This is a genomic window from Bifidobacterium italicum (genome assembly GCF_002286915.1).
GTDB lineage: Bacteria > Actinomycetota > Actinomycetes > Actinomycetales > Bifidobacteriaceae > Bifidobacterium > Bifidobacterium italicum.
In genome coordinates this window covers 1-20,337 of the sequence record NZ_MVOG01000007.1, presented here as the reverse complement: position 1 = coordinate 20,337, position 20,337 = coordinate 1, and the positions used below count along the sequence as shown (strand labels likewise).

Below are 20,337 nucleotides of genomic sequence, written 5' to 3'. Positions count from 1 at the left end.
CGCATGGATCCCGCTACGATGGCCGTGTGGGCGACATGACGGCATCGGCAGCGAAGGGCACGGCGGAGAAGGACATCGCGGAGAAGGACATCGCGGAGAAGGACATCGCGGAGAAGGACACCGTGCAGAAGGACACCGAGGAGAAGCGGACGGCGGAGAGGGGCGTGTCGGCGTCGCAGGCGTCGAGCTCGGCCGCGCCGGCGCGCCGGCGACGGGCGGCGAAGGGGAAGACGAAGTACGCGAAGGGGACGCGCAGCTACACGATGTCGCGCATCCGCGGCAAGGACACGTCGATCGAACGCATCGTGCGCAGCTACCTGTTCGCCCGCGGCATGCGCTTTCGCAAGAACGACAGGCGCTATCCGGGCCATCCGGACGTCGTGCTGTCGAAATACCACACGATCGTGTTCGTCAACGGCTGCTTCTGGCACATGCACGAAGGCTGCGGCGGCCATACGATGCCGAAGACGAACACGGCGTTCTGGCGCGAGAAGCTGCAACGCAACCGTGAGCGCGACCGGCGCCAGCACGACGAGCTGCGGCGCATGGGCTGGCGCGTCATCGACGTGTGGGAGTGCGAACTGGGCGACGCGACGCGCGCAAGCCGGCTCGAACGTCTCGTCGAACAGATCGTCGACGGCGGCCGTGACGGGCAGGCGCCGCCCGACGCGGTGTGCGGGAGTGGTGGCACAATGAAGGCGGTGGAGCACGCCGCGGACTCTCACATGTCCCGGACGCGGCGCACCGGCGACGGCAAGGAGACGATATGACGGATGAAGCGCGCGGAGACGATACGGCGCACAAGACGACGGGGCGGGGCGGCGCGCAGGACGCCGAGGCCGGACGGCGTACGGCGGACTGGCACGAACCGCACCCGACGGACGACGCGGCGCGGCCGCTGCCGAAGCTGTCGAAACGCGCTCGCGAGGTGCATCCGTTCCGTGCGATGCAGATCGGCGAGCGCGCGAACGTCATGATCGCCGCCGGCGACGACGTCATCAAACTCAACGTCGGACAGCCGGACTACGGAGCGCCCGAGCCGGTGCGTCTGGCGATGCGCGACCTGTACGACGGTCGCCCGCTGCCGTACGCGGAATCGCGCGGACTGCCGCAGCTGCGCGAGAAGATCGCGCGGTTCTACGCGACGCAGCACGGCGTGGACGTCGACCCGGCGCGCATCGTCATCACCGAAGGCGGCTCGTCGGCGCTGCTGCTCGCGGCCGCGCTCACCGTCGACGACGGCGACGAGGTGATCATCGCCGACCCGTCGTATCCGACGAACCGCGAACTCGTGCGTTCCTTCGGCGGCGTCGTCGTCGACGTGCCGACGAGCGCGGCGACGCGCTTCCATCTGACGCCGCGGCTGCTCGACGACCACTGGTCGAAGCGCACGACGGCCGTCATGGTGACGTCGCCGTCGAACCCGACCGGCACGACGATCAAACGGGACACGCTGCGCGCCGTATGCGACTACGCGGCCGAGCGCGGCGCATGGCGCATCGTCGACGAAACCTACCTCGACCTCGCCGACGTCGAGCCCGACGGCAGCCGCGTGCCGTCGGTGCTCGCCATCGACCCGGACGCGATCGTCTGCAGCAGCTTCTCGAAGTACTTCGGCATGACCGGCTGGCGGCTCGGCTGGCTCGTCGTGCCCGACGGCGTCGTCGACGCCGTCGACAGGCTCGCGGCGAACTTCTTCCTCAGCGCGCACACGCCGACGCAGATGGCGGCGATGGCGTGCTTCGACGACGAGGCGCTCGCCATCAGTGAACAGCGCAGGCTCGAGCTGCTTGCACGGCGCCGCATCGTCGTCGACGGGCTCGCCGATCTGGGACTGCCGGTCGACGTCGAGCCCAACGGCGCCTTCTACGCCTACTTCGACGTGAGCCCGACGGGACTGACGGCCACCGGGTTCTGCGAACGCGCGCTCACCGAGGCGCATGTCGCGTTGACGCCGGGCGCCGACTTCGGCGAAGCGACGGCGGACACCCATGTGCGGCTGTCGTATGCGGCGTCCCGCGACGCGCTGCGCGAGGGCCTGAGCCGTCTCAAGACCTTCGTCGGCGGACTGCGCGCACGGTGACGGCCGCGGGCTCCCCGTCAGACGGCCGGGAAGGGCCGGAACGGAACACGACCTCGACGCAAAACACAGGCACTGCAACAACATAGGAACCTCGACAACACAATAAAGAAGAGGACGTATGGCGAATTCGAAAACGCATTCCACCCGACTCGGCGTGCTCGACATCGGCTCGAACACCGTGCACATGCTCATCGTCGACGCCGCCGTCGGCTCGCGGCCCGAACCGGAGGCGAGCACGAAGACGACGGTGCGGCTCATGGACTTCCTCAAAGAGGACGGGTCGATCAGGAAGGCCGGCGTCGACGCGTTGCTCAACGCCGTCGACGAATCGATGCAGCTCGCCGAACGCTACCAGATCTCGCAGTTGCTCGCGCTCGCGACGTCGGCGATCCACGACGCGCCGAACGGCAACAAGATCCTGCACCGGATCGAGGAGATCGTCGGACAGCGCATCACCGTGCTCTCCGGCGATGACGAGGCGCGGCTCACGTTCCTCGCCGCGCGCCGCTGGTACGGGTGGGACGCAGGGCGGCTGCTCGTCATCGACATCGGCGGCGGCTCGCTCGAGGTGGCGCTCGGCTCCGAGGAGGAGCCGTCGGGCGCGACGAGCGCGCGCATCGGCGCCGGCATCGTCACGCGCGACTACCTTCCCGGCGGCATGGCGACGCCGAAGGAGCTCGAGGCGGCGCGCAAGAAGGTGCGCAAACGCATCGCCGACCTCGTCGGCGCGATCCCGGCTGAGGACTACACGAGCCACGCGGTGGGCACGTCGAAGGCGATCCGTTCGCTCGCGCGTCTCGCCGGGTCGGTCATCCATCAGCCGGGACGCGAGGACGCGCTGTCGGTGGAGCGTGAACAGCTCGAGGATTGGCTGCCGCGGCTGGCGAGCATCGAGCCGGCGCAGCGCGCCGCGTTGCCGGGCATCACGCAGGACCGCGCCGGGTCGATCGTCGGCGCGGGCATCGTGGCCGTCGAGATCATGGACGCTCTCGGCATCAACGAGATCGAAGTGTGCCCGTGGGCGCTGCGCGAAGGCGCGATCCTGCGGTGGCTCGACCAGTACGGCCGCACGCGGATCGGATTCTGACCGCGGCCGGCGCGCGGCGGCTTCAGGTGGGCGGAGAGTCCAGACGGGCGGAACGGTCGGCGGGTTCGGCGGGCTCGGCAGATCGGTCACGGTCAGACGGATCGGTCAAGTCGGCGGGTCGAGCGGGGTCAGCGGGTCTGGCGGATCGGTCGGGTCTGGCGGATCGGTCGGGTCAATCAGGATTGGCAGTGGCCGGGGTCGGCGGGTCTGAGCGGTGTGCGTGCGTCAGTTCGTCAGCGCGGCGAGTTCGTTCTTCGCCTTGTGCAGCTTGGCGTAGATCTCGTTGCGCTGGGCGGGCGACTTCGCGCGCGCATGGTCGGCGGACAGTTTCGCGACGTCCGCCTCGAGCTGGCGGATCCGCTCGGCGCGGGCGATGCGCGCGTCCAGATCGGCGCAGTCGACGGAGCCGAGGATGATCTGCGAGCACAGCGACGCCCACAGCTCGTCCATCGTCGCGCCGTTGACGTCGAGGAAGGCCTCACCGCACGGCTCCCACGCACCGTGGAAGACGCGGAAGGTCGGTGTGTGGCCGGCACGGCCCGGCAATGCGCGGCGCACCGCGAACTGGCATTCCTCACGCGTCGTGCCCTCATGCGCCGCCGTGCGCACGACGGCGAAGACGATGCCCGATTTGCGCTGTGAGGCGATGAGCTCGATGACGTCGTCCGGCGTCTCGCGCACGCCGTCGGCGAGCTTGACGCCGAGGACGAGGATCTCCGGCATGCGCGCGCTCGCCTCCAGGCCGGTGTTCGACGGGCGCAGCAGCGCGAGCATCGTGATCGAGTCGACGGCGTGCACCAGATGCTGCTTCGTCTTCGCGGACAGGGGAGCGGACGCCTTCGCGGCGAACAGCCCCTTCGGCAGGACGCCTTTGGCCGCCGGGAACGCGGTCGCGGGGGAGAGGCCGAGCGTCTCGGCGGTCAGGGAGCCACATGCGGCCATCGTCATCGTGGGCCTTCTTTCGTAACGGTTGATACGTGACGGATGCCGCCATCCGCCGTCATCCACTGTACCGTCGCGTGGACGCCGCAGGCTGCGGCATCTCATGTTCGGAGCATGTTCGCCGGCATCGTTGTTTGCGATCGTTGTGGGTGGAAGGGACGCCGGTTGCGTTCGCCCGAGTCGGCGAGGGGCGGGGCGGAGACGACAAAGCCGCGTCGGCGAGGAGGCCGGCGCGGCTGATGGTGCCCCAGACGCGATTCGAACGCGCGACACCCGCTTTAGGAGAGCGGTGCTCTATCCACTGAGCTACCAGGGCGAACAACCCGACATTATACACACCATCGCGCATCCGGCACAACCGCGCGCCGCACGACCTTCCCGGAAAAATCAACCGTGCGGACGATACGCGCGCGTCCCGGACTCCGTTAGTGTGGAACACGTCATCGACGGGCGGCACCCTGCGGATGCGCAAACAATCGCGAAATACCACCGATGCGCATCCGTCGGCGCGTCGCTCGTGACGGACGCGCATCAGCGCGCCCGTCGGACTGCGGATGCGCGGCGCAACATGTATGCGCGGGACCGCGCATACGGATACGGCAACAGAAGGAGACGCATGACACGGCACACCCATCCGGTTCTGGCGGCGCTCGCGGCGATCCTCGCGATCGTCGCATTGCTCGGCTGCGCGGCGCGGCTGCTGCCCGAGGACATGCAATCGTTGCCGTACGTGCCGTATGTGATCTCGCTGTCGCCGTGGTTCGCGCTCGTCGCGCTCGTCTCGTTCGTCCTCGCCTGCATCTCGCGACGCTGGTTCACGGCGGTCGTCGCCTGCGCGTGCATCGGGCTGCAGGTGTGGTGGCAGCTGCCGTACTTCCGCAGCGACCGTCCGCTCAGCGGCGCCGCGATGGCCGCCGTCGCACAGGTCAAACCATCCACCGACGACGCGTACGCACGCATCATGACCTGCAACGTCTACAAAGGTCAGGCGAACGCGCAGGACATCGTCGACGCCGTGCGCGACCAACGCGTCGAGGTGCTCGCGCTGCAGGAGACGACGGAACCCTTCCTCAAGGAGCTCGCGAACGCCGGAATCTACGATTATCTGCCGCATTCGACGGTCGGATCGGCGGACCATTACTTCGGCAACGCGCTGTTCTCATCGGCGCCGCTCGATGCGCCGACCGACGCCGAGTTCGATTCGAGCGCGTCCGACATGCCCGCCGGCACCGTCCTCTTCGGCGGCGGCCGCCTTCCCGTCCGCTTCGTCAGCGTGCACACGACGTCGCCGAGCGCGAGCACATGGGATCTGTGGCGCCGATCGCTCGACGAGATGGACGCGCTGCGCTCGCGCACCGACGTGCATTACGTGCTCATGGGCGATTTCAACGCGACGACCGACCACGCCCCGTTCCGCCGTCTCCTCGGCGAACGTTTCCGGGACGCGTCGATGACGAGCGGCCACGGCCTCGTCTTCACCTGGCCGTCGAACATGCGTTTCGTGCCCGCCGGCGCCGGCATCGACCACATCGTCACCGAGCGCGACGTGCGCGTCGGGCAGATCAAGACGATCCGTATCCCCGGCGCCGACCACGACGCGCTGCTCGCGACGCTCGAGTTCGCGCAGTAGCCGCGCGTCGCGCGACGCATGTGCTCCGGACGGCGTCTGGCATCCGCGAAGAGCCTGCTGCGTTTTTCCCGCGAATCCCACCGCGCGGAAGCGCAGCCCCGTGATCGCGGCGCCGATCCTCCCGCGGAAATGCAACGGGATGCACGCGACCGCGTCGTATGCAGTCGTATGCACCCCGTTTGGCCTGCGCTTTCGATGCGCTTGGCGTCCGCCGCCGCAGCGCATCGGCCGCTTACTGAAGATTCGACTGCGTGCCCGCCGTCGCCGCGGTCTGCGCCTGCTGCGCCTGTGCGGCGTCGAGCTTCGCGCGCACCGTGTTGAGCAGCGACTGCGCGCGCTGGGCGAGCGCCTCGCCGATCTCCCACTGGCGCATCGACTCGTCGAGGCTCAGGCCGCCGTTCTCGAGCGCGCGCACGGCCTGCATGAGCTTGTCGCGCGCCTCCTCGTACGGCATGTTCGCGATGACCTCGCGTTCCTGCGCCGTCAGGCTCGACGCGATCTGCGGCTGCTCGGCCGCCGTGTCCTCGGTCGTCTCGGTCGTCTCCGTCGCGGTGACTTCGATGGTTTCCTCCGCCATGGCTGCTCCTTCGTGCTGGTTGATGGCTGCTGTATCGATTGCGTTATGTGTTTGCGCGTGCGTCGCGCGGGGTTTACGGTTCGACGATCTTCGTCGTCTGCGCGACGACGGCGCCCCGGCGCAACGTGACGGTGATCTCGTCGCCGGCCTTGAGCGTCGCCGCGTCGTCGACGACGTGCCCGTCGGCGGTCTGCAGCACCGCATAGCCGCGGTCGAGCGTCGACTGCGGGCTCAGCGCGCGCAGCGTCGCCTCGAGTTTCTCGACGCGCAGCTGCTCGTCGTCGACGATTCGCGTCAGGCCGATGCGCATCGTGCGCACGGCGTCGTCGATCTGCCGCTGGTACGGGTCGAGCATCGTCTGTGGCCGCGTCAGGCTCGGACGGTTCGCATAGCCCTCGACGAGCCGCGTCTCGTTGTCGACCATCGCGCCGATGCGCATGCGCATCGTGCCGATCGCGTTCGCGATGAGCTGCTGCTGTTCGCGCACGTCGGGCACGACGCGCTTGGCCGCATCGGTCGGCGTCGACGCGCGCACGTCGGCGGCGAGGTCGATGAGCGTCCAGTCGTCCTCATGGCCGATCGCGGAGACGATCGGCGTCACGCATGCGGCGGTCGCGCGCACGACGCCTTCGTCGGAGAATCCGATCAGGTCCTCGAAGCTGCCGCCGCCGCGCGCGACGATGATGACGTCGACGTTCGGGTCGGCATCGAGCCTGCGGATCGCGTCGACGACCTCGGGCGGGCATTGCGGGCCCTGCACATGGACGTGCTGCACGGTGAAGTCGACGGTCGGCCAGCGCAGCATGACGTTCGTGATGACGTCGCCCTCCGCCCTCGCCTGCGGTGCACAGATCAGGCCGATGTTCTTCGGGAACTCGGGCAGCGGCACCTTGTTCGCGGCGTCGAAGAGCCCTTCGCCCTTGAGCTTGCGGCGCAGCTCGTCGATCTGCTCCTTGAGGTCGCCGACGCCGACCTTGCGGATGTCGTCGCCGCGCAGGCTCAGCCGCGTCTGCTTGACCCACAGGTCGGCCTTGCCGTGCACGACGACGCGGTCGCCCTGCTTGAAGCCGCGCGCCATCTGCGCGAACGCGCCGAAGCCGTTCACCGAGATCGAGACGTCCTCGAAGTTGTCGCGCAATGTGATGTACACGGACGTCGCGCGGCGCGCGTTGATCTCGACGATCTGCCCTTCGATCCACACCGTCGGCCAGCGGTCGATCACGTCATGCCATTTGCGGCTCAGCAGGTTGACCGGCCACGGGTTCTCCGGGGTCGTGTCGCGCGCGTACTTCGGCAGCTGGTCGAGCGGGCGCGGGGCGCCGGCGGCGCCGTCCGCGCCTGTCCATGGGGTGCCCGAGGGCTGTGTTCCCATGCCGTATCCGTTGTTCCAAGACATGGTCCTAGGTTCCATCAGCGAACGGACATCGCGCCCGGGCCGCACGGCGTGTCAACGCTGATTCCGCCGTCTCGATGGCGTTTCATGGCGCGTGCGGCAACGGTGTCGCTATGATGATTTCCGCTCAGCGAACACCACGTCGAGTGACGAAGGCCACACTCGGGCCGCATCGAAGCCGTTTCGGCGATTTTCCAACGAAAGTTCCATATCTAGTGATTGCATGGCTCCTGACGCACTACATATAGCGGCGCGTCGTTCGCGGGAAGGGCGTACAGTCTTATCAGTCAGCAAGACGTCCGGCGCAGTACGGACGCACGAGCATGAGCCGGCCCGCCCGGCCCCGAGAAAGGAACAGCGAATGGAAGCAGAGGTTCTGGAGGCGCCGATGACGCAGCCGAAGACCGCGGCGAAGGTACTCGTCGAGAAGCGCGATGGCCGCATCGTCGATTTCGATCCGGTCAACATCATCGTCGCCGTCAAGTCCGCGTTCGCCGACCTGAACAAGGAAGTCGGTCCCGAAGAGGAGCGCATGATCTCCGACATCGCCGATCAGGTGGAGGGCGAGATCAAGGAACGCTACAACGGCCCGGCGCGCATCGAGGACATCCAGAACCTCGTCGAGCATGCGCTCATCGACGACCATCTCTACGAGGTCGCGCGCACCTACACGACCTACCGTCTCAACAAGGACATCCAGCGCGCGAAGGCCACCGACATCAACGAAGCCGTCAAGCGCCTCGTCAACAAGGACGAGTCGCTCGTGCGCGAGAACGCGAACAAGGACTCGAACGTCTACGCGACGCAGCGCGACCTGCTCGCGGGCGCCGTCTCGAAGGCGTCGGCGTTCTCGATGCTGCCGGACGCCGTCGCCAACGCCCATATGAAGGGCGACATCCACTTCCATGACGCCGACTATTCGCCGTTCACGTCGATGAACAACTGTTCGCTGCCCGACTTCGGCGACATGCTGCGCCACGGGTTCGCGCTCGGCAACGCGATGATGGACTCGCCGAAGTCGATCGGCACGGCAGCCACGCAGATCACGCAGATCATCAAGGACATCGCGGGCGCGCAGTACGGCGGCCAGACCGTCAACCGCGCCGACGAGATGCTCGAGGAGTACGCGAAGCGCGACTACGCGAAGAACCTCAACATGGCGCAGGCGCTCATCCCCGATTCGATGCCGATCGAGGTCGCCGAGGACATGGTCCGCGGACTCAAGGCTCAGGAACCCGAATGGCTGCACTTCGAGAACCGCGAGCCGCTGCCGGCCGACACCGCCTTCGATGAGGATCTTCCTGAAATCGACCAGCTGCGTGAGATCTACGCGAAGATCATGACGCGCAAGGCCATCTACGACGCGATGCAGACGATGGAGTACCAGATCAACTCGAACCGCGTCTCCAACGGCCAGACGCCGTTCGTCACCGTCGGCTTCGGCCTCGGCACGAGCTGGTTCGCCCGCGAGATCCAGCGCGCGATCCTGCTCAACCGCATCCGCGGACTCGGCAAGGACCGCCACACGGCGATCTTCCCGAAGCTCGTCTTCACGATCAAGCACGGCGTCAACGCCGATCCGGGCGACCCGAACTACGACCTCAAGCAGCTCGCGCTCGAATGCTCGACGAAGCGCATGTACCCGGACGTCGTGTTCTACGAGAACATCGTCAAGATCACCGGTTCGTTCAAGGCCCCGATGGGCTGCCGCTCGTTCCTGCAGGGGTGGATCGACCCGGAGACCGGCGAGGACGTCGAGGACGGCCGCATGAACCTCGGCGTCGTCACCGTCAACGTGCCGCGCATCGCGCTCGAATCGCACGGCGACGTCGAACGCTTCTGGAAACTGTTCGACGAGCGCATGGAGACCGCGCATCAGGCGCTGCAGTTCCGCATCATGCGCTGCAAGCAGGCGACGCCGGTCAACGCGCCGACGCTGTTCCGCTACGGCGCCTTCGGCCGCCTCGACGCGAACGACAACGTCGATCAGCTCTTCCGCAACGAACGCGCGACCGTCTCGCTCGGCTACATCGGCCTGTATGAGGCGACGGCCGTGTTCTACGGCAAGAACTGGATGCGCGACCACGGCTGGGATCCGCAGGGCAAGGAGTTCGCTCTTGAGATCGTGCGCCGCATGAACCAGCTGTGCAAGGACTGGTCGGCCGCCGAAGGCTACCACTATTCGGTCTATTCGACGCCTGCGGAATCGCTCACCGACCGCTTCAACCGCATGGACCGCGAGAAGTTCGGCGAGATCGAAGGCGTCACCGACCACGACTTCTACACGAACTCGTTCCACTACCCGGTGTGGCTGCAGCCGACGCCGATGGAGAAGCTCGACTACGAGAAGGACTTCCCGTACTACGCGTCCGGCGGCTTCATCAACTACTGCGAATTCCCGTGCCTGCAGGCCAACCCGAAGGCGCTCGAGGCGGTGTGGGACTACGCGTACAACATCGGCATCGGATACCTCGGCACGAACACGCCGATCGACCACTGCTTCGAATGCGGCTTCCAGGGCGACTTCGAGCCGACCGAGGAGGGCTTCAAGTGCCCCGAGTGCGGCAACTCCGACCCCGACAAGTGCAACGTGACGAAGCGCACCTGCGGCTATCTCGGCAACCCGGTGCAGCGTCCGATGGTGCACGGCCGCCACGAGGAGATCGCGCACCGTGTCAAGCACATGGCCGGCGAGACCGGACACGTCACGCTCGCCGACGGCGAGACGCGTGAATGGTACGAAGAGGTCAAGTGAGTCGTTGACGGTCATGCGCGGCCGATGAATCGGCGCGGATGACCGGTGAGCAGGCTCGGATGGACACATGGACACATGGGGCGGTCGTATGGCCGCCCCATTTTCGCGATATACGATCACGGATCGGCAGACGGTGCGCGGCAGGCGCACAGGGGAGGATGGGACATGGCCCAGGAATGGCGTAGGACGGAAGGCACGACGAGCGCCGAGGGATCGGCGAGCGTCGTCGAATCATCGACCGAGGCGATGACGGACGTGTCGGATTCGCCGCTCGCCGCCGCGCAGCCGGTGAGGAAGAAGCCGCGGCTGCACGACTTCGCCGCCGGGGAAAGCGGACGCGGGCCGGGGATCCCGACGCCGCTGGCGAACAATCCGAAGGCGGGGCAGTGGACGAGCGAGCGGATGAGCCACAACATGATCGCCGACTACAAGCGCTTCCTGATGACCGACGGCGAAGGCATCCGCTGTTCGCTGTACGTCTCCGGCTGCCCATTCCACTGCGAGCAGTGCTACAACGCGTCGATCTGGGATTTCCAGGCCGGCCACGAATACAACGACCGGCTCGAGGCGCAGATCATGGACGACCTTGCGCAGAGCTTCGTGCAGGGCATCACGTTCCTCGGCGGCGAGCCGCTGCTCAACACCGGGGTGCTGCTGCCGCTCGCGCGCAAAATCCGCGAGCGCTTCGGCCATACGAAGGACATCTGGTGCTGGACCGGATACACGTGGGAGGAGCTGATGCGCGAAGGGGAGAGCGTCGACAAGATGGAGCTGCTGCGCGAGATCGACATCCTCGTTGACGGCCGCTATCTCAAGGATCAGCACGATTCGCTGCTGCAGTTCCGCGGCTCGCGCAACCAGCGGATCATCGACGTGTCCGCGTCGCTTGAGCAGGGCGAAGTGGTCATCTGGAGCAAGCTGCACGACCAGGAGCGTTTCATCCCGGAGATCTACGGCCACGAGCGCGCCGCCGGCGAAGGCGACGCGAGCTGAAGCGGGCACCCCACACGTGGGCGCCCCGACGCTACCGCGCCTTCGCGGCCTGCGAGTCGATCCAGTTGCTGACGGTGGAGATCGCCTCGTCGAGCGTCACCTTGGCGGCCTTGTAGATCTTCGAATTCGTGATCGGCGACAGGTCGAGCTTTTCGGCCGCGTCGATCGCCGACTGCAAGCCATCGCTGATCCGCTTGCCGGCCGCCGAATCGCCGTACTGCTGCTTGACCGACGCGAGCAGTCCCTTCGCATGTTCGAGCGAATCCTTGAATCCCTTCTTCGCCGCGGACGTGTCGTCGTCCGCGTCGTCGGTGGTCTTGCCGCTGTCCGCGCCGTCGGTTGTCGCGTCGCCAGATTCGTCCGAACCGGAGCCGCCGAGCCACTCCATCGCTTTCTTCTTCCAGTCGCCGCTGCCGAGCAGGTCGCGCTGCTTTTCCTGCTGCTTCGTGATCTCGGCGACCGACTTGTTGAGCGAATCGGTCGTATTGCTGACGGTGTCGGCGACGAGGTTGAGCTGCGTGATCGTCGCGTTCGCCGCGCATCCCTCGGTCGAGACGGTCTGCTCGGCTACACCCGCGGCGTCGGCGACCGCGTCGATCATGCCGTTGACGCCGAGCGCGTCAAGCACCCACTGCTGCGTCGACGACAGGTTCTTCGTCGTGTCGACGAGCTTCTTGCGCGCATCGCTGAAATCGCTGACCGCCGTGCGGCACCGCAGCAGCGCCTCGGCATGTTTGTTGCTGTAGACGATCGCGCCGCATACGCCGGCGATGAGCGCGACGGCGACGACGATCGCCGTGACAATCGGCCACCTTCTGCGCGGCTTTCCTGGGTTTGCGCCCCCGTCCGCACCGTCGCCGCCAGCGTCCCCATTGTCAGCGGACGGCGGTTCCGCCGGCGGGAAACTGACGGGGGCCGGTTCGGCCGGACGCGGCGGTAGCGCCACCGCGGCGGGGCTTTCGCTGATCCGCTCCTCGATGTCGATGCGTGTCGTCGGCATCGTCTGAGGCATGGCTTGAGGCATCGCCTCCGTCGGCGCCAACGTTGCGGGGAACGCGGCGGTGTCGTCGGATGTCGGAGCCTCAGGATCGGTCGGTTCGTATCTGCGTTCGGACATGGGCACCCCCGTATGCTGGTCTGCGGTCTGCTTGCGCGCCATGTCCCGGCGCCTTCACGTCGGGCGGCGTTCCTGTCGGGCGCCTTGCGCGCGATGCACGGCTTTTCGATACCGGTGATTTTAGCAGTGTCGCTTCGCTTATGGCACCTATCTGCGTTGAGGGAGAGCAACTTCGGAGGATATGACGAGTATACGCCCTGAGAACCGCCTGTTTTCAATGCAGAGGAACGCTGATACTCGGCATATGCGGAGAAGTTGCTCCCTCTCAACGCAGATACGTCTGAAAGAGCCGCCGCGGACGCGTCGCAGACACCCGAACCGGGCACGCACCTAATCAGGCCCGCTCGTGCCGAAGCGAACGTACCGAGGGCTGACTATGCTGTAATGATTGCCATATGCGGGTCTCCGAGGGCGACGAAACCCGACATACCGGGCGCAAATGGTGGAATCACGCCATTGCCGGGCGTCGCGGGCGAATGCCGCGAGTGAATGACGAATGAGGTAGTGATGGTTCATCCGGAGGAGCAGATGCCGATCGACGACGTGACGACGGGGGAGAGCGCGCCAACGGCGCGAACCGATGCCGCGCGCCCGGCGACGACCACCGCCGGCCGTCCGCTGCGCATCGGCCTCGATATCGGCTCGACGACCGTCAAAGCCGTCGTCCTCGACGATTCGGACGCGCTCGACGCGCCGCTGTTCGCCGACTACCGCCGCCACCATGCGAACGTGCGCGCCACGATGCGGGGCCTGCTCGAGGACATCGAACACAGCCTCGCCGAACGGGGCCGCGCCGGCGAACCCGTGCGGCTCGCGATCACCGGATCCGGCGGCCTAGCGCTCGCCGACGCCGTCCATGTGCCGTTCGTCCAGGAGGTCATCGCCGAGACGCGCGCGATCGACGAGCAGATCCCGCAGGCCGACGTCATCATCGAACTCGGCGGCGAGGACGCGAAGATCACCTATCTCAAACCCACGCCCGAACAGCGGATGAACGGTTCATGCGCCGGCGGCACCGGCGCGTTCATCGACCAGATGTCGACGCTGCTGGACACCGACGCGGCCGGCCTCAACGAGATGGCGAAACGCTACGGGAACCTGTATCCGATCGCGTCGCGCTGCGGCGTCTTCGCGAAGACCGACCTGCAGCCGCTCATCAACGACGGCGCCGCCAAACCCGACCTGGCCGCATCGATCTTCACGGCCGTCGCGACGCAGACGATCGCCGGCCTCGCCGCCGGCCGTCCGATCCACGGCACCGTCGTCTTCCTCGGCGGTCCGCTGTTCTTCATGTCCGAGCTGCGCGAGGCGTTCCGCCGTGCGCTCGACGGCAAGGTCGACGAATTCGTCACACCCGAGGACGCCCATCTGTACGTCGCGTACGGCGCCGCGCTCGCCGCCGGCGAACCCGACCAGATCGAACATGCCGACGACTATCCGCCGCGCACGCTCGACTCGATCATCGCCGCGCTCGACGAGCTGACCAATCTGGGCGCGGACACGGCGACGATGCCGCCGCTGTTCGCAGGCGGGCGGGACCGCGAGGACTTCGACGCCCGCCACCATCGCGAACATGTGCGCGTGGGCACGCTCGCCGACGCGCGCGGCCCGCATTTCCTCGGCATCGACGCCGGCTCGACGACGATCAAGGCGACGCTCGTCAACGACGACCGCGAGATCGTCTGGAGCTCGTACGCGACGAACGACGGCTCGCCGCTGACCGCGGCGATCGACATCGTGCGGCGCGTCCAGCAGGAGTTGCCGGCGGACGCGTGGATCGCGCGCAGCTGCGCGACCGGCTACGGCGAAGGTCTGATCACGACCGGCCTGCATCTGGACGAGGGCGTCGTCGAGACGATGGCGCATTACCGCGGCGCCGAGATGACATGCCCGGGAGTCACCGCCGTCATCGACATCGGCGGCCAGGACATGAAATACCTCGCGATCGACGACGGCGTCATCGATTCGATCGCCGTCAACGAGGCGTGCTCGTCCGGCTGCGGCTCGTTCCTGCAGACCTTCGCGCAGTCGATGGGACTGAGCATCGAGGAGTTCACGCAGGCCGCGCTCAACTCCACGGCTCCGGTCGACCTCGGCTCGCGCTGCACCGTGTTCATGAACTCGTCGGTCAAACAGGCGCAGAAGGAGGGCGCGAGCATCGAGGACATCGCCGCCGGCCTGTGCTATTCGGTCGTTCGCAACGCGCTGTACAAGGTCATCAAGCTGCGCGACTCGGGCGAGCTCGGCGACAACGTCGTCGTGCAGGGCGGCACGTTCCTCAACGACGCCGTACTGCGAGCCTTCGAACTGCTCACCGAACGCGAGGTGACGCGGCCGAACATCGCCGGCCTGATGGGCGCGTACGGCGCCGCGCTCACCGCGCGCATGCACTACGACGACGTCGCCGACGACACCGACGGCGACACCGACGACGCGGCCGCGCACGTCGCGACCGTCGCCGGCGCCGCGCACACCGTCTCGAGCATCCTCACCGGCGACGCGCTCGACGAACTGAGCATGACGACCGAGCGCGACGTGTGCAAGCTGTGCCAGAACCACTGCAAGCTGACGATCACGACGTTCCACGACGGTTCGCGCTACGTGACCGGCAACCGTTGCGAACGCGGCGGCGACGCGAAACGCAAGCGCAGCGACCGCCCGAACCTCTACGACTACAAGTACAGGCGCGCCTTCGCCTACCGGCGCCTGACCGACAAGAAGGCGACGCGCGGCGAGATCGGCATCCCGCGCGTGCTCAACATGTACGAGAACTACCCGTTCTGGTTCACGTTGCTCACGTCGCTCGGCTTCAAGGTCGTCATCTCCGGGCGAAGCAACCACGAACTGTTCGAGACCGGCATCGAATCGATCGCGTCCGAGAACATCTGCTACCCGGCGAAACTCGTCCACGGCCACATCACATGGCTGCTCGACAAGGGCGTCAAGACGATCTTCTATCCGTGCGTGAGCTTCGAGGACGACCTCGTGCCCGAATCGGACAACCATTTCAACTGCCCGATCGTCGCCAACTACCCGGTCGTCGTCGACGCGAACATGCCGCGGCTGCGCGAGGACGGCGTACGGTTCATGAAACCCTACTTCAACCTGTCCAAACACGACCTCATGGTCGACCGCATCGTCGAGGAGTTCGCCTGGGCGGGCGTCACGCGCGACGAGGCCGAACTGGCCGTCGCCGCCGCCTACGCCGAAGACAAGGTGTTCAAACACGACGTGCAGCAGGAGGGGCTGCGCGCACTCGCCTACATGAAGGAACACGACTGCCGCGGCATCGTGCTCGCCGGGCGCCCCTACCACGTCGACCCCGAAATCAACCACGGCATCCCCGAGACGATCTGCTCGCTCGGCATGGTCGTCCTCTCCGAGGACTCCGTCAGCTGGCTGAACCCCGGCGACAAGCCCGACCTGACCGCGTTCCTCGCCGAAGGGGAGGACGATCCGCATGCGCACGCCGCCGACGGCTTCCGCCACGTCGACGACCGCAAGGTAACGAAACTGCCGCTGCGCGTCATGAACCAGTGGGCGTACCACGCTCGCCTGTACAAGGCCGCCGACTTCGTCGCCCACTGGCCGGGCCTCGAACTCGTGCAGCTCAACTCCTTCGGCTGCGGCCTCGACGCGATCACGACCGACCAGGTCGCCGAGATCCTCGCCGACAAGGCCGACGTGTACACGATGCTCAAGATCGACGAAGTGAGCAACCTCGGCGCAGCCAAGATACGACTGCGCTCGCTCAAAGCCGCCGTCGAGGAACGCGAAGGGCGCAGCGACTCGCGCGAAGCCGTCGCCGACACGGCCGTCGCACGTCCGACGACATCGGCGACGACCTTGACGACGGCGTCCACACAGCCGACATCGACGTTCCGCAAAACCGGCACGATGGCGCCGACGCCCGGACGTCAGGCGATGCTCGACGCGATCCTCGGCGCGCGCAGCGCCGACGGAGCCAAGCATGCGCGCGCGCAGAAAGCCACGATGAGCAACTACGCGCAGCATGTGCCGTTCACGAAGGCGATGCGCAAGACGCACACGATCGTCGCGCCGCAGATGAGCCCCATCCACTTCAGCCTCGTCGAAGCCGCAGTACGCGCCAGCGGCTACAAATTCGACGTGCTCACGCACGCCGACAAGACCGACGTGGAGACCGGACTCAAATACGTGAACAACGATGCCTGCTACCCGGCGATCATGACGGTCGGACAGCTCGTCGAAGCCATCAAATCGGGACGCTACGATCCGGACACGACGGCGCTCGCGATCTCGCAGACCGGCGGCATGTGCAGGGCGACGAACTACTACGGCCTGATCCGCAAGGCGCTCATCGACGCCGGATATCCGCAGATCCCGGTGCTCGCGATCTCGACGCAGGGATTCGTCGACAACCCCGGCTTCACGCCGACGGTGCCGCTGCTGCATCGGGCGGCGAAGGCGCTCATCATCGGCGACCTGCTGATGAAATGCCTCTACCGTGTGCGGCCGTACGAACAGCGGCCGGGCAGCGCGAACCGGCTGTACGAACGCTGGAACACGATCGTGCGCGAGACGCTGCTCGACCACGGCAACTCGCGCACCGCGAAGATGCTCTACGGGCGCGGACACTGGACGTACGCGGCGCTCGTCAAGGGCATCGTGCGCAGCTTCGACGCGCTGCCGCTGCGCGATGTGCCGCGCAAGGTGCGCGTCGGCGTCGTCGGCGAGATCCTCGTCAAATACCATCCGGACGCGAACAACCACGTCGTCGACGTCATCGAATCGCAGGACTGCGAAGCCGTCGTGCCGGGCATCATCGACTTCATGACGATGCGCCCGTACATCAACGAATGGAACGCGCACAACATCGGCATGGGACGCAACAAGGCGCTGATGGGCGCGTTCAAGGGCGTCATCCACGCCTACATGAAACCGGTGCACGACGCGCTCGACGCCAGTGGCGGCAAGTTCGAGAAGGACCTGCCGATGGGCGAGCTCGTGAGGAAGGCGGCGACCGTCACGTCGATCGGCGTGCAGGCCGGCGAAGGATGGCTTCTGAGCGGCGAGATTGTCGAGCTCATCGAATCCGGCTGCCCGAACGTCATCTGCGCGCAGCCCTTCGCCTGCCTGCCGAACCATGTGACCGGGCGCGGCATGTTCGGCAAGATCCGCAGGATGTACCCGGAGGCGAACATCGTCTCGATCGACTACGATCCGGGTGCGAGCGAGGCGAACCAGCTCAACAGGATCAAGCTGATGATCGCGGCGGCGAAGAAGGCCGCGCGTCACTGACGCACGGCCGTTTTCGCCGCTCCGCGTCGGCGGCGGACGGGTTGATGGAACCATGCGCGCGGGCGGGACGTCGTCGCATACGGACGGATGCTCGACGGCGTAGGTCGTCGTAATGCCGGCAAATTTGTACAGATTATCAGGAAGTTTTAGAACAGCGGCGCCGTGTCCCCGTTCGTGCACGTTACTATGGGCACTTATGACAACACCACGAGTCTCATACGCGCATCTGCTCGCCGAACCGAATCCGAAGCATGTGCGCAGCCTTGTCCGTTTCTTCGAAGAGGGATGCTCCGCGCCCGGAACCGGGGGCTTCGGCGTGGAGATTGAACATCTGCCGGTGCACAACGCCGACGACACGGCCGTCACCTACGGCGAGCCGAACGGCGTGGAGGAGCTGCTTCGGCGCCTGCGGCCGTACTACGACGCCGATCAGGAATACTGGCAGGACGACCATCTGGTCGGATTGGGCCGCGAAGGACTCGCGGTCTCGCTCGAACCCGGCGGACAGATCGAAACGTCGATCGGCATCCTGCACAAGCCTGAGGAACTGCGCGCATTGCACGGGCGGTTCATCGAGGAGGCGCAGCCGATCCTCGACGAGCTCGGATTCCGCCTCGTCAACTACGGCTACCAGCCGAAGACGTCGTACGCCGACATTCCGCTCAACCCGAAACGACGCTACGCGGCGATGAACGAGTATCTGGGACGCGTCGGCCAATTCGGCCCGTGCATGATGCGCGCGTCGGCGTCGACGCAGGTGAGCATCGACTACACGAGCGAACGCGACGCGATCGACAAGATGCGGCTCGGCACCGCGATCGGGCCGATCCTCGCATGGTTCTTCCGCAACACCCCGTATTTCGAAGGCGAACGCAACCCATGGCCGCTGTGCCGCCAGCGGATGTGGGACTATCTCGACGTGCAGCGCACGAACGTGACGCCGGGACTCTACGATGAGCGTTTCGGCTGGGAGGACTACGCGGCCGACGTGCTCAGCACGCCGCTCATGTTCGCCGACCTGACGCATACGCCCGAATACAAGGGGCGGCCGGAGCACGAACTCGAGTTCGCCGCGTTCTCCTCGAACGCGGCCGACGTCTACCCGGACCGCGAGCTCAACGCCTACGAGATCAACCATGTGCTCTCGACGCATTTCAACGACGTGCGCCTGAAGAACTTCATCGAGATGCGGCATTGGGATTCGCTGCCGGTGGAACGCGCCGAGCGGCTCACGCAGATCGTCGGCGACCTGTTCTACGACCCGGAGCGCCGCGGCAGGCTCAAATCGTATTTCAGCGGTCTGACCGGCGAGGACGTGCACGCCGCGAAGGCCGTGCTGCAGTCGCGCGGGGGAGACGCGAAGCCGTACGACCGGCCGATGGAGTACTGGGCGGAGGTCTTGGGCGTGGGCGACACGCTTGATCAGGTGCCGGGGGATGCGATGCGACCCGAGGTAAGGCAGGGGTAGGTCTGTGGTCGTTGTACCGCGACTCCTGCTCCAGCAGCATAGGATGTGCACTGAATCTATTGAGTGAGCGTGCGACGATTTTAGGAGGTCTGCAGCTACGGACAGGCAACGACGATGAATGACCTGACGTCAATTTGACAATACTTTCGGCGGCGATTATTCTAGAAACTGCTAATTTCCAGTAAGGATGGACTTGATAGCCATCTTGAATGCTAACGGAGATTTCCGCAAGGGGGAGCTTATGCTCCCCCCGTTTTTATATAATATGTTACTTATTGGCATATAGGTCATTTTGCGTTGATTTAGACTTCTAGGCATATAGGTCATTTTGGCATATAGGTCATTTTGTGTTGATTTAGACTTCTAGTCGGTGCCGTTGGCATATAGGGCATATAGGAACTGAACGTGTTGTTTTAGACTTCTAGTCGGTGCTGTTGGGGTAGCGGGTGGGGCTGTGGAATTCGTTCCAGTCGATGCCGTTGCCGAGGGTGGGTTGTGTCGTCGATTCGTCATCGGCGTTGTCGGTATCGGTGCCGGCGGCATGCTGGTCGTGTTCCTTGAGGATGCGGGTGGGGTCTGGTTTGGCGCTTTTCATGTAGCACAGCCATTCGCAGGCGCGGCGCATGTGGTTCTCGGGCATGCCGCGGTGGTTGACCAGCATGCGTTTGATCGCGGCGTTGAGGCCGCCCTCGAGCCGGTTGCCGTCGCGCGGCACCGGCCCGTACGTGCGCAGTTCGGGCTCGAGGAAGCAGAACAGGGATCCGTTGCGAAAGAGGCGTTCGAGCCTGAAGTAGGCGCGGCGCAGCCGCAGGTGCGTCCACCACCAGCCGCTTCTGGACGTGGCCGCCCTGGGGTCGTCGGGGTGCTCGCGGGCGAAGGTGCGTTCGGTGAGCATGTGCCGCCAACGTTCGCGCCATGCGTCGGGCGCCTCGCCCCAGCGTGCGGCGTGGTCGGCGTCGTGGATGCGGGTGAGCGCATCGGCGAGCCGTTTGAGTTCCCTGCCGGCCTCGAG

At 66.1% G+C, this 20,337-nt stretch carries 12 protein-coding genes, 1 tRNA gene and 1 pseudogene; 8 read left to right on the top strand and 6 right to left on the bottom strand.

Annotation, left to right across the window (positions count from 1 at the left end):
• Positions 1 to 164 precede the first annotated feature (164 nt).
• The 3 genes from B1400_RS09915 to B1400_RS02905 all read left to right on the top strand — a co-directional run bounded on the left by B1400_RS09915 (position 165) and on the right by B1400_RS02905 (position 3,170).
• Complete coding sequence (locus tag B1400_RS09915; RefSeq protein ID WP_407641060.1) at positions 165 to 770, top strand: very short patch repair endonuclease; 606 nt, start codon at positions 165 to 167, stop codon at positions 768 to 770.
• Between the two features lie 176 nt (positions 771 to 946).
• On the top strand, positions 947 to 2,083 hold the full coding sequence (locus B1400_RS02910; RefSeq protein WP_095612993.1) for a pyridoxal phosphate-dependent aminotransferase: 1,137 nt from the start codon (positions 947 to 949) through the stop codon (positions 2,081 to 2,083).
• 118 nt (positions 2,084 to 2,201) lie between these two features.
• The gene (locus tag B1400_RS02905) at positions 2,202 to 3,170 is read left to right on the top strand and encodes a Ppx/GppA phosphatase family protein (protein ID WP_095612964.1); all 969 of its coding nucleotides are present in this window, start codon (positions 2,202 to 2,204) and stop codon (positions 3,168 to 3,170) included.
• A 225-nt stretch (positions 3,171 to 3,395) separates the two neighbouring features.
• Here the strand turns inward: B1400_RS02905 and B1400_RS02900 are convergent, their stop codons facing one another.
• Together B1400_RS02900 and B1400_RS02895 are read right to left on the bottom strand one after the other, a co-directional pair.
• Positions 3,396 to 4,118 carry a DUF4391 domain-containing protein gene (locus B1400_RS02900; protein ID WP_095612963.1) on the bottom strand — a complete coding sequence of 241 codons (723 nt, stop codon included), beginning with the start codon at positions 4,116 to 4,118 and terminating at the stop codon, positions 3,396 to 3,398.
• A 234-nt stretch (positions 4,119 to 4,352) separates the two neighbouring features.
• Positions 4,353 to 4,428: transfer RNA gene (locus tag B1400_RS02895), tRNA-Arg, on the bottom strand.
• A 300-nt stretch (positions 4,429 to 4,728) separates the two neighbouring features.
• Between B1400_RS02895 and B1400_RS02890 the strand changes: the two genes are divergently transcribed.
• Positions 4,729 to 5,742 carry an endonuclease/exonuclease/phosphatase family protein gene (locus tag B1400_RS02890; RefSeq protein WP_157909622.1) on the top strand — a complete coding sequence of 338 codons (1,014 nt, stop codon included), beginning with the start codon at positions 4,729 to 4,731 and terminating at the stop codon, positions 5,740 to 5,742.
• A 232-nt stretch (positions 5,743 to 5,974) separates the two neighbouring features.
• On the opposite strand, the gene B1400_RS02885 is transcribed toward B1400_RS02890, so the two are convergent.
• Together B1400_RS02885 and xseA are read right to left on the bottom strand one after the other, a co-directional pair.
• Positions 5,975 to 6,319 carry an exodeoxyribonuclease VII small subunit gene (locus B1400_RS02885; protein ID WP_095612961.1) on the bottom strand — a complete coding sequence of 115 codons (345 nt, stop codon included), beginning with the start codon at positions 6,317 to 6,319 and terminating at the stop codon, positions 5,975 to 5,977.
• A gap of 73 nt (positions 6,320 to 6,392) precedes the next feature.
• Positions 6,393 to 7,715, bottom strand: a complete 1,323-nt coding sequence (xseA, locus tag B1400_RS02880; RefSeq protein WP_095612960.1) for an exodeoxyribonuclease VII large subunit — start codon at positions 7,713 to 7,715, stop codon at positions 6,393 to 6,395.
• A gap of 358 nt (positions 7,716 to 8,073) precedes the next feature.
• Here xseA and nrdD point away from each other — a divergent pair, with 358 nt between their 5' ends.
• Entirely contained in the window at positions 8,074 to 10,467 is a 2,394-nt protein-coding gene (gene nrdD, locus B1400_RS02875) for an anaerobic ribonucleoside-triphosphate reductase (protein WP_095612959.1), read from the top strand.
• Positions 10,468 to 10,713: 246 nt separating this feature from the next.
• Positions 10,714 to 11,460 (top strand): anaerobic ribonucleoside-triphosphate reductase activating protein, encoded by a 747-nt coding sequence (gene nrdG / locus B1400_RS02870; RefSeq protein WP_095612992.1) that lies wholly within the window; start codon positions 10,714 to 10,716, stop codon positions 11,458 to 11,460.
• Between the two features lie 31 nt (positions 11,461 to 11,491).
• Here nrdG and B1400_RS02865 read toward each other — a convergent pair whose 3' ends face one another.
• Entirely contained in the window at positions 11,492 to 12,577 is a 1,086-nt protein-coding gene (locus B1400_RS02865; protein WP_157909621.1) for a hypothetical protein, read from the bottom strand.
• A 507-nt stretch (positions 12,578 to 13,084) separates the two neighbouring features.
• Between B1400_RS02865 and B1400_RS02860 the strand changes: the two genes are divergently transcribed.
• Positions 13,085 to 17,857 (top strand): acyl-CoA dehydratase activase-related protein, encoded by a 4,773-nt coding sequence (locus B1400_RS02860; protein ID WP_235607289.1) that lies wholly within the window; start codon positions 13,085 to 13,087, stop codon positions 17,855 to 17,857.
• Between the two features lie 196 nt (positions 17,858 to 18,053).
• Positions 18,054 to 19,325, top strand: coding sequence for a glutamate-cysteine ligase family protein (locus B1400_RS02855; RefSeq protein ID WP_095612957.1), 1,272 nt, complete (start codon positions 18,054 to 18,056; stop codon positions 19,323 to 19,325).
• A 570-nt stretch (positions 19,326 to 19,895) separates the two neighbouring features.
• Here the strand turns inward: B1400_RS02855 and B1400_RS10185 are convergent.
• Positions 19,896 to 20,022 (bottom strand): annotated as a pseudogene (locus tag B1400_RS10185) (IS256 family transposase); the annotation flags it as partial.
• Positions 20,023 to 20,337: the final 315 nt, after the last annotated feature.

Bases quoted from the DNA above. Each gene is read 5' to 3' on its own strand.
- B1400_RS02865 (WP_157909621.1), bottom strand. From the start codon at position 12,577: ATGTCCGAACGCAGATACGAACCGACCGATCCTGAGGCTCCGACATCC.
- B1400_RS02905 (WP_095612964.1), top strand. From the start codon at position 2,202: ATGGCGAATTCGAAAACGCATTCCACCCGACTCGGCGTGCTCGACATC.
- B1400_RS02910 (WP_095612993.1), top strand. From the start codon at position 947: ATGCAGATCGGCGAGCGCGCGAACGTCATGATCGCCGCCGGCGACGAC.
- B1400_RS02885 (WP_095612961.1), bottom strand. From the start codon at position 6,319: ATGGCGGAGGAAACCATCGAAGTCACCGCGACGGAGACGACCGAGACG.
- xseA (WP_095612960.1), bottom strand. From the start codon at position 7,715: ATGTCTTGGAACAACGGATACGGCATGGGAACACAGCCCTCGGGCACC.
- B1400_RS02900 (WP_095612963.1), bottom strand. From the start codon at position 4,118: ATGACGATGGCCGCATGTGGCTCCCTGACCGCCGAGACGCTCGGCCTC.
- B1400_RS02860 (WP_235607289.1), top strand. From the start codon at position 13,085: ATGGTTCATCCGGAGGAGCAGATGCCGATCGACGACGTGACGACGGGG.
- nrdD (WP_095612959.1), top strand. From the start codon at position 8,074: ATGGAAGCAGAGGTTCTGGAGGCGCCGATGACGCAGCCGAAGACCGCG.
- B1400_RS02855 (WP_095612957.1), top strand. From the start codon at position 18,054: ATGACAACACCACGAGTCTCATACGCGCATCTGCTCGCCGAACCGAAT.
- B1400_RS02890 (WP_157909622.1), top strand. From the start codon at position 4,729: ATGACACGGCACACCCATCCGGTTCTGGCGGCGCTCGCGGCGATCCTC.
- nrdG (WP_095612992.1), top strand. From the start codon at position 10,714: ATGACGGACGTGTCGGATTCGCCGCTCGCCGCCGCGCAGCCGGTGAGG.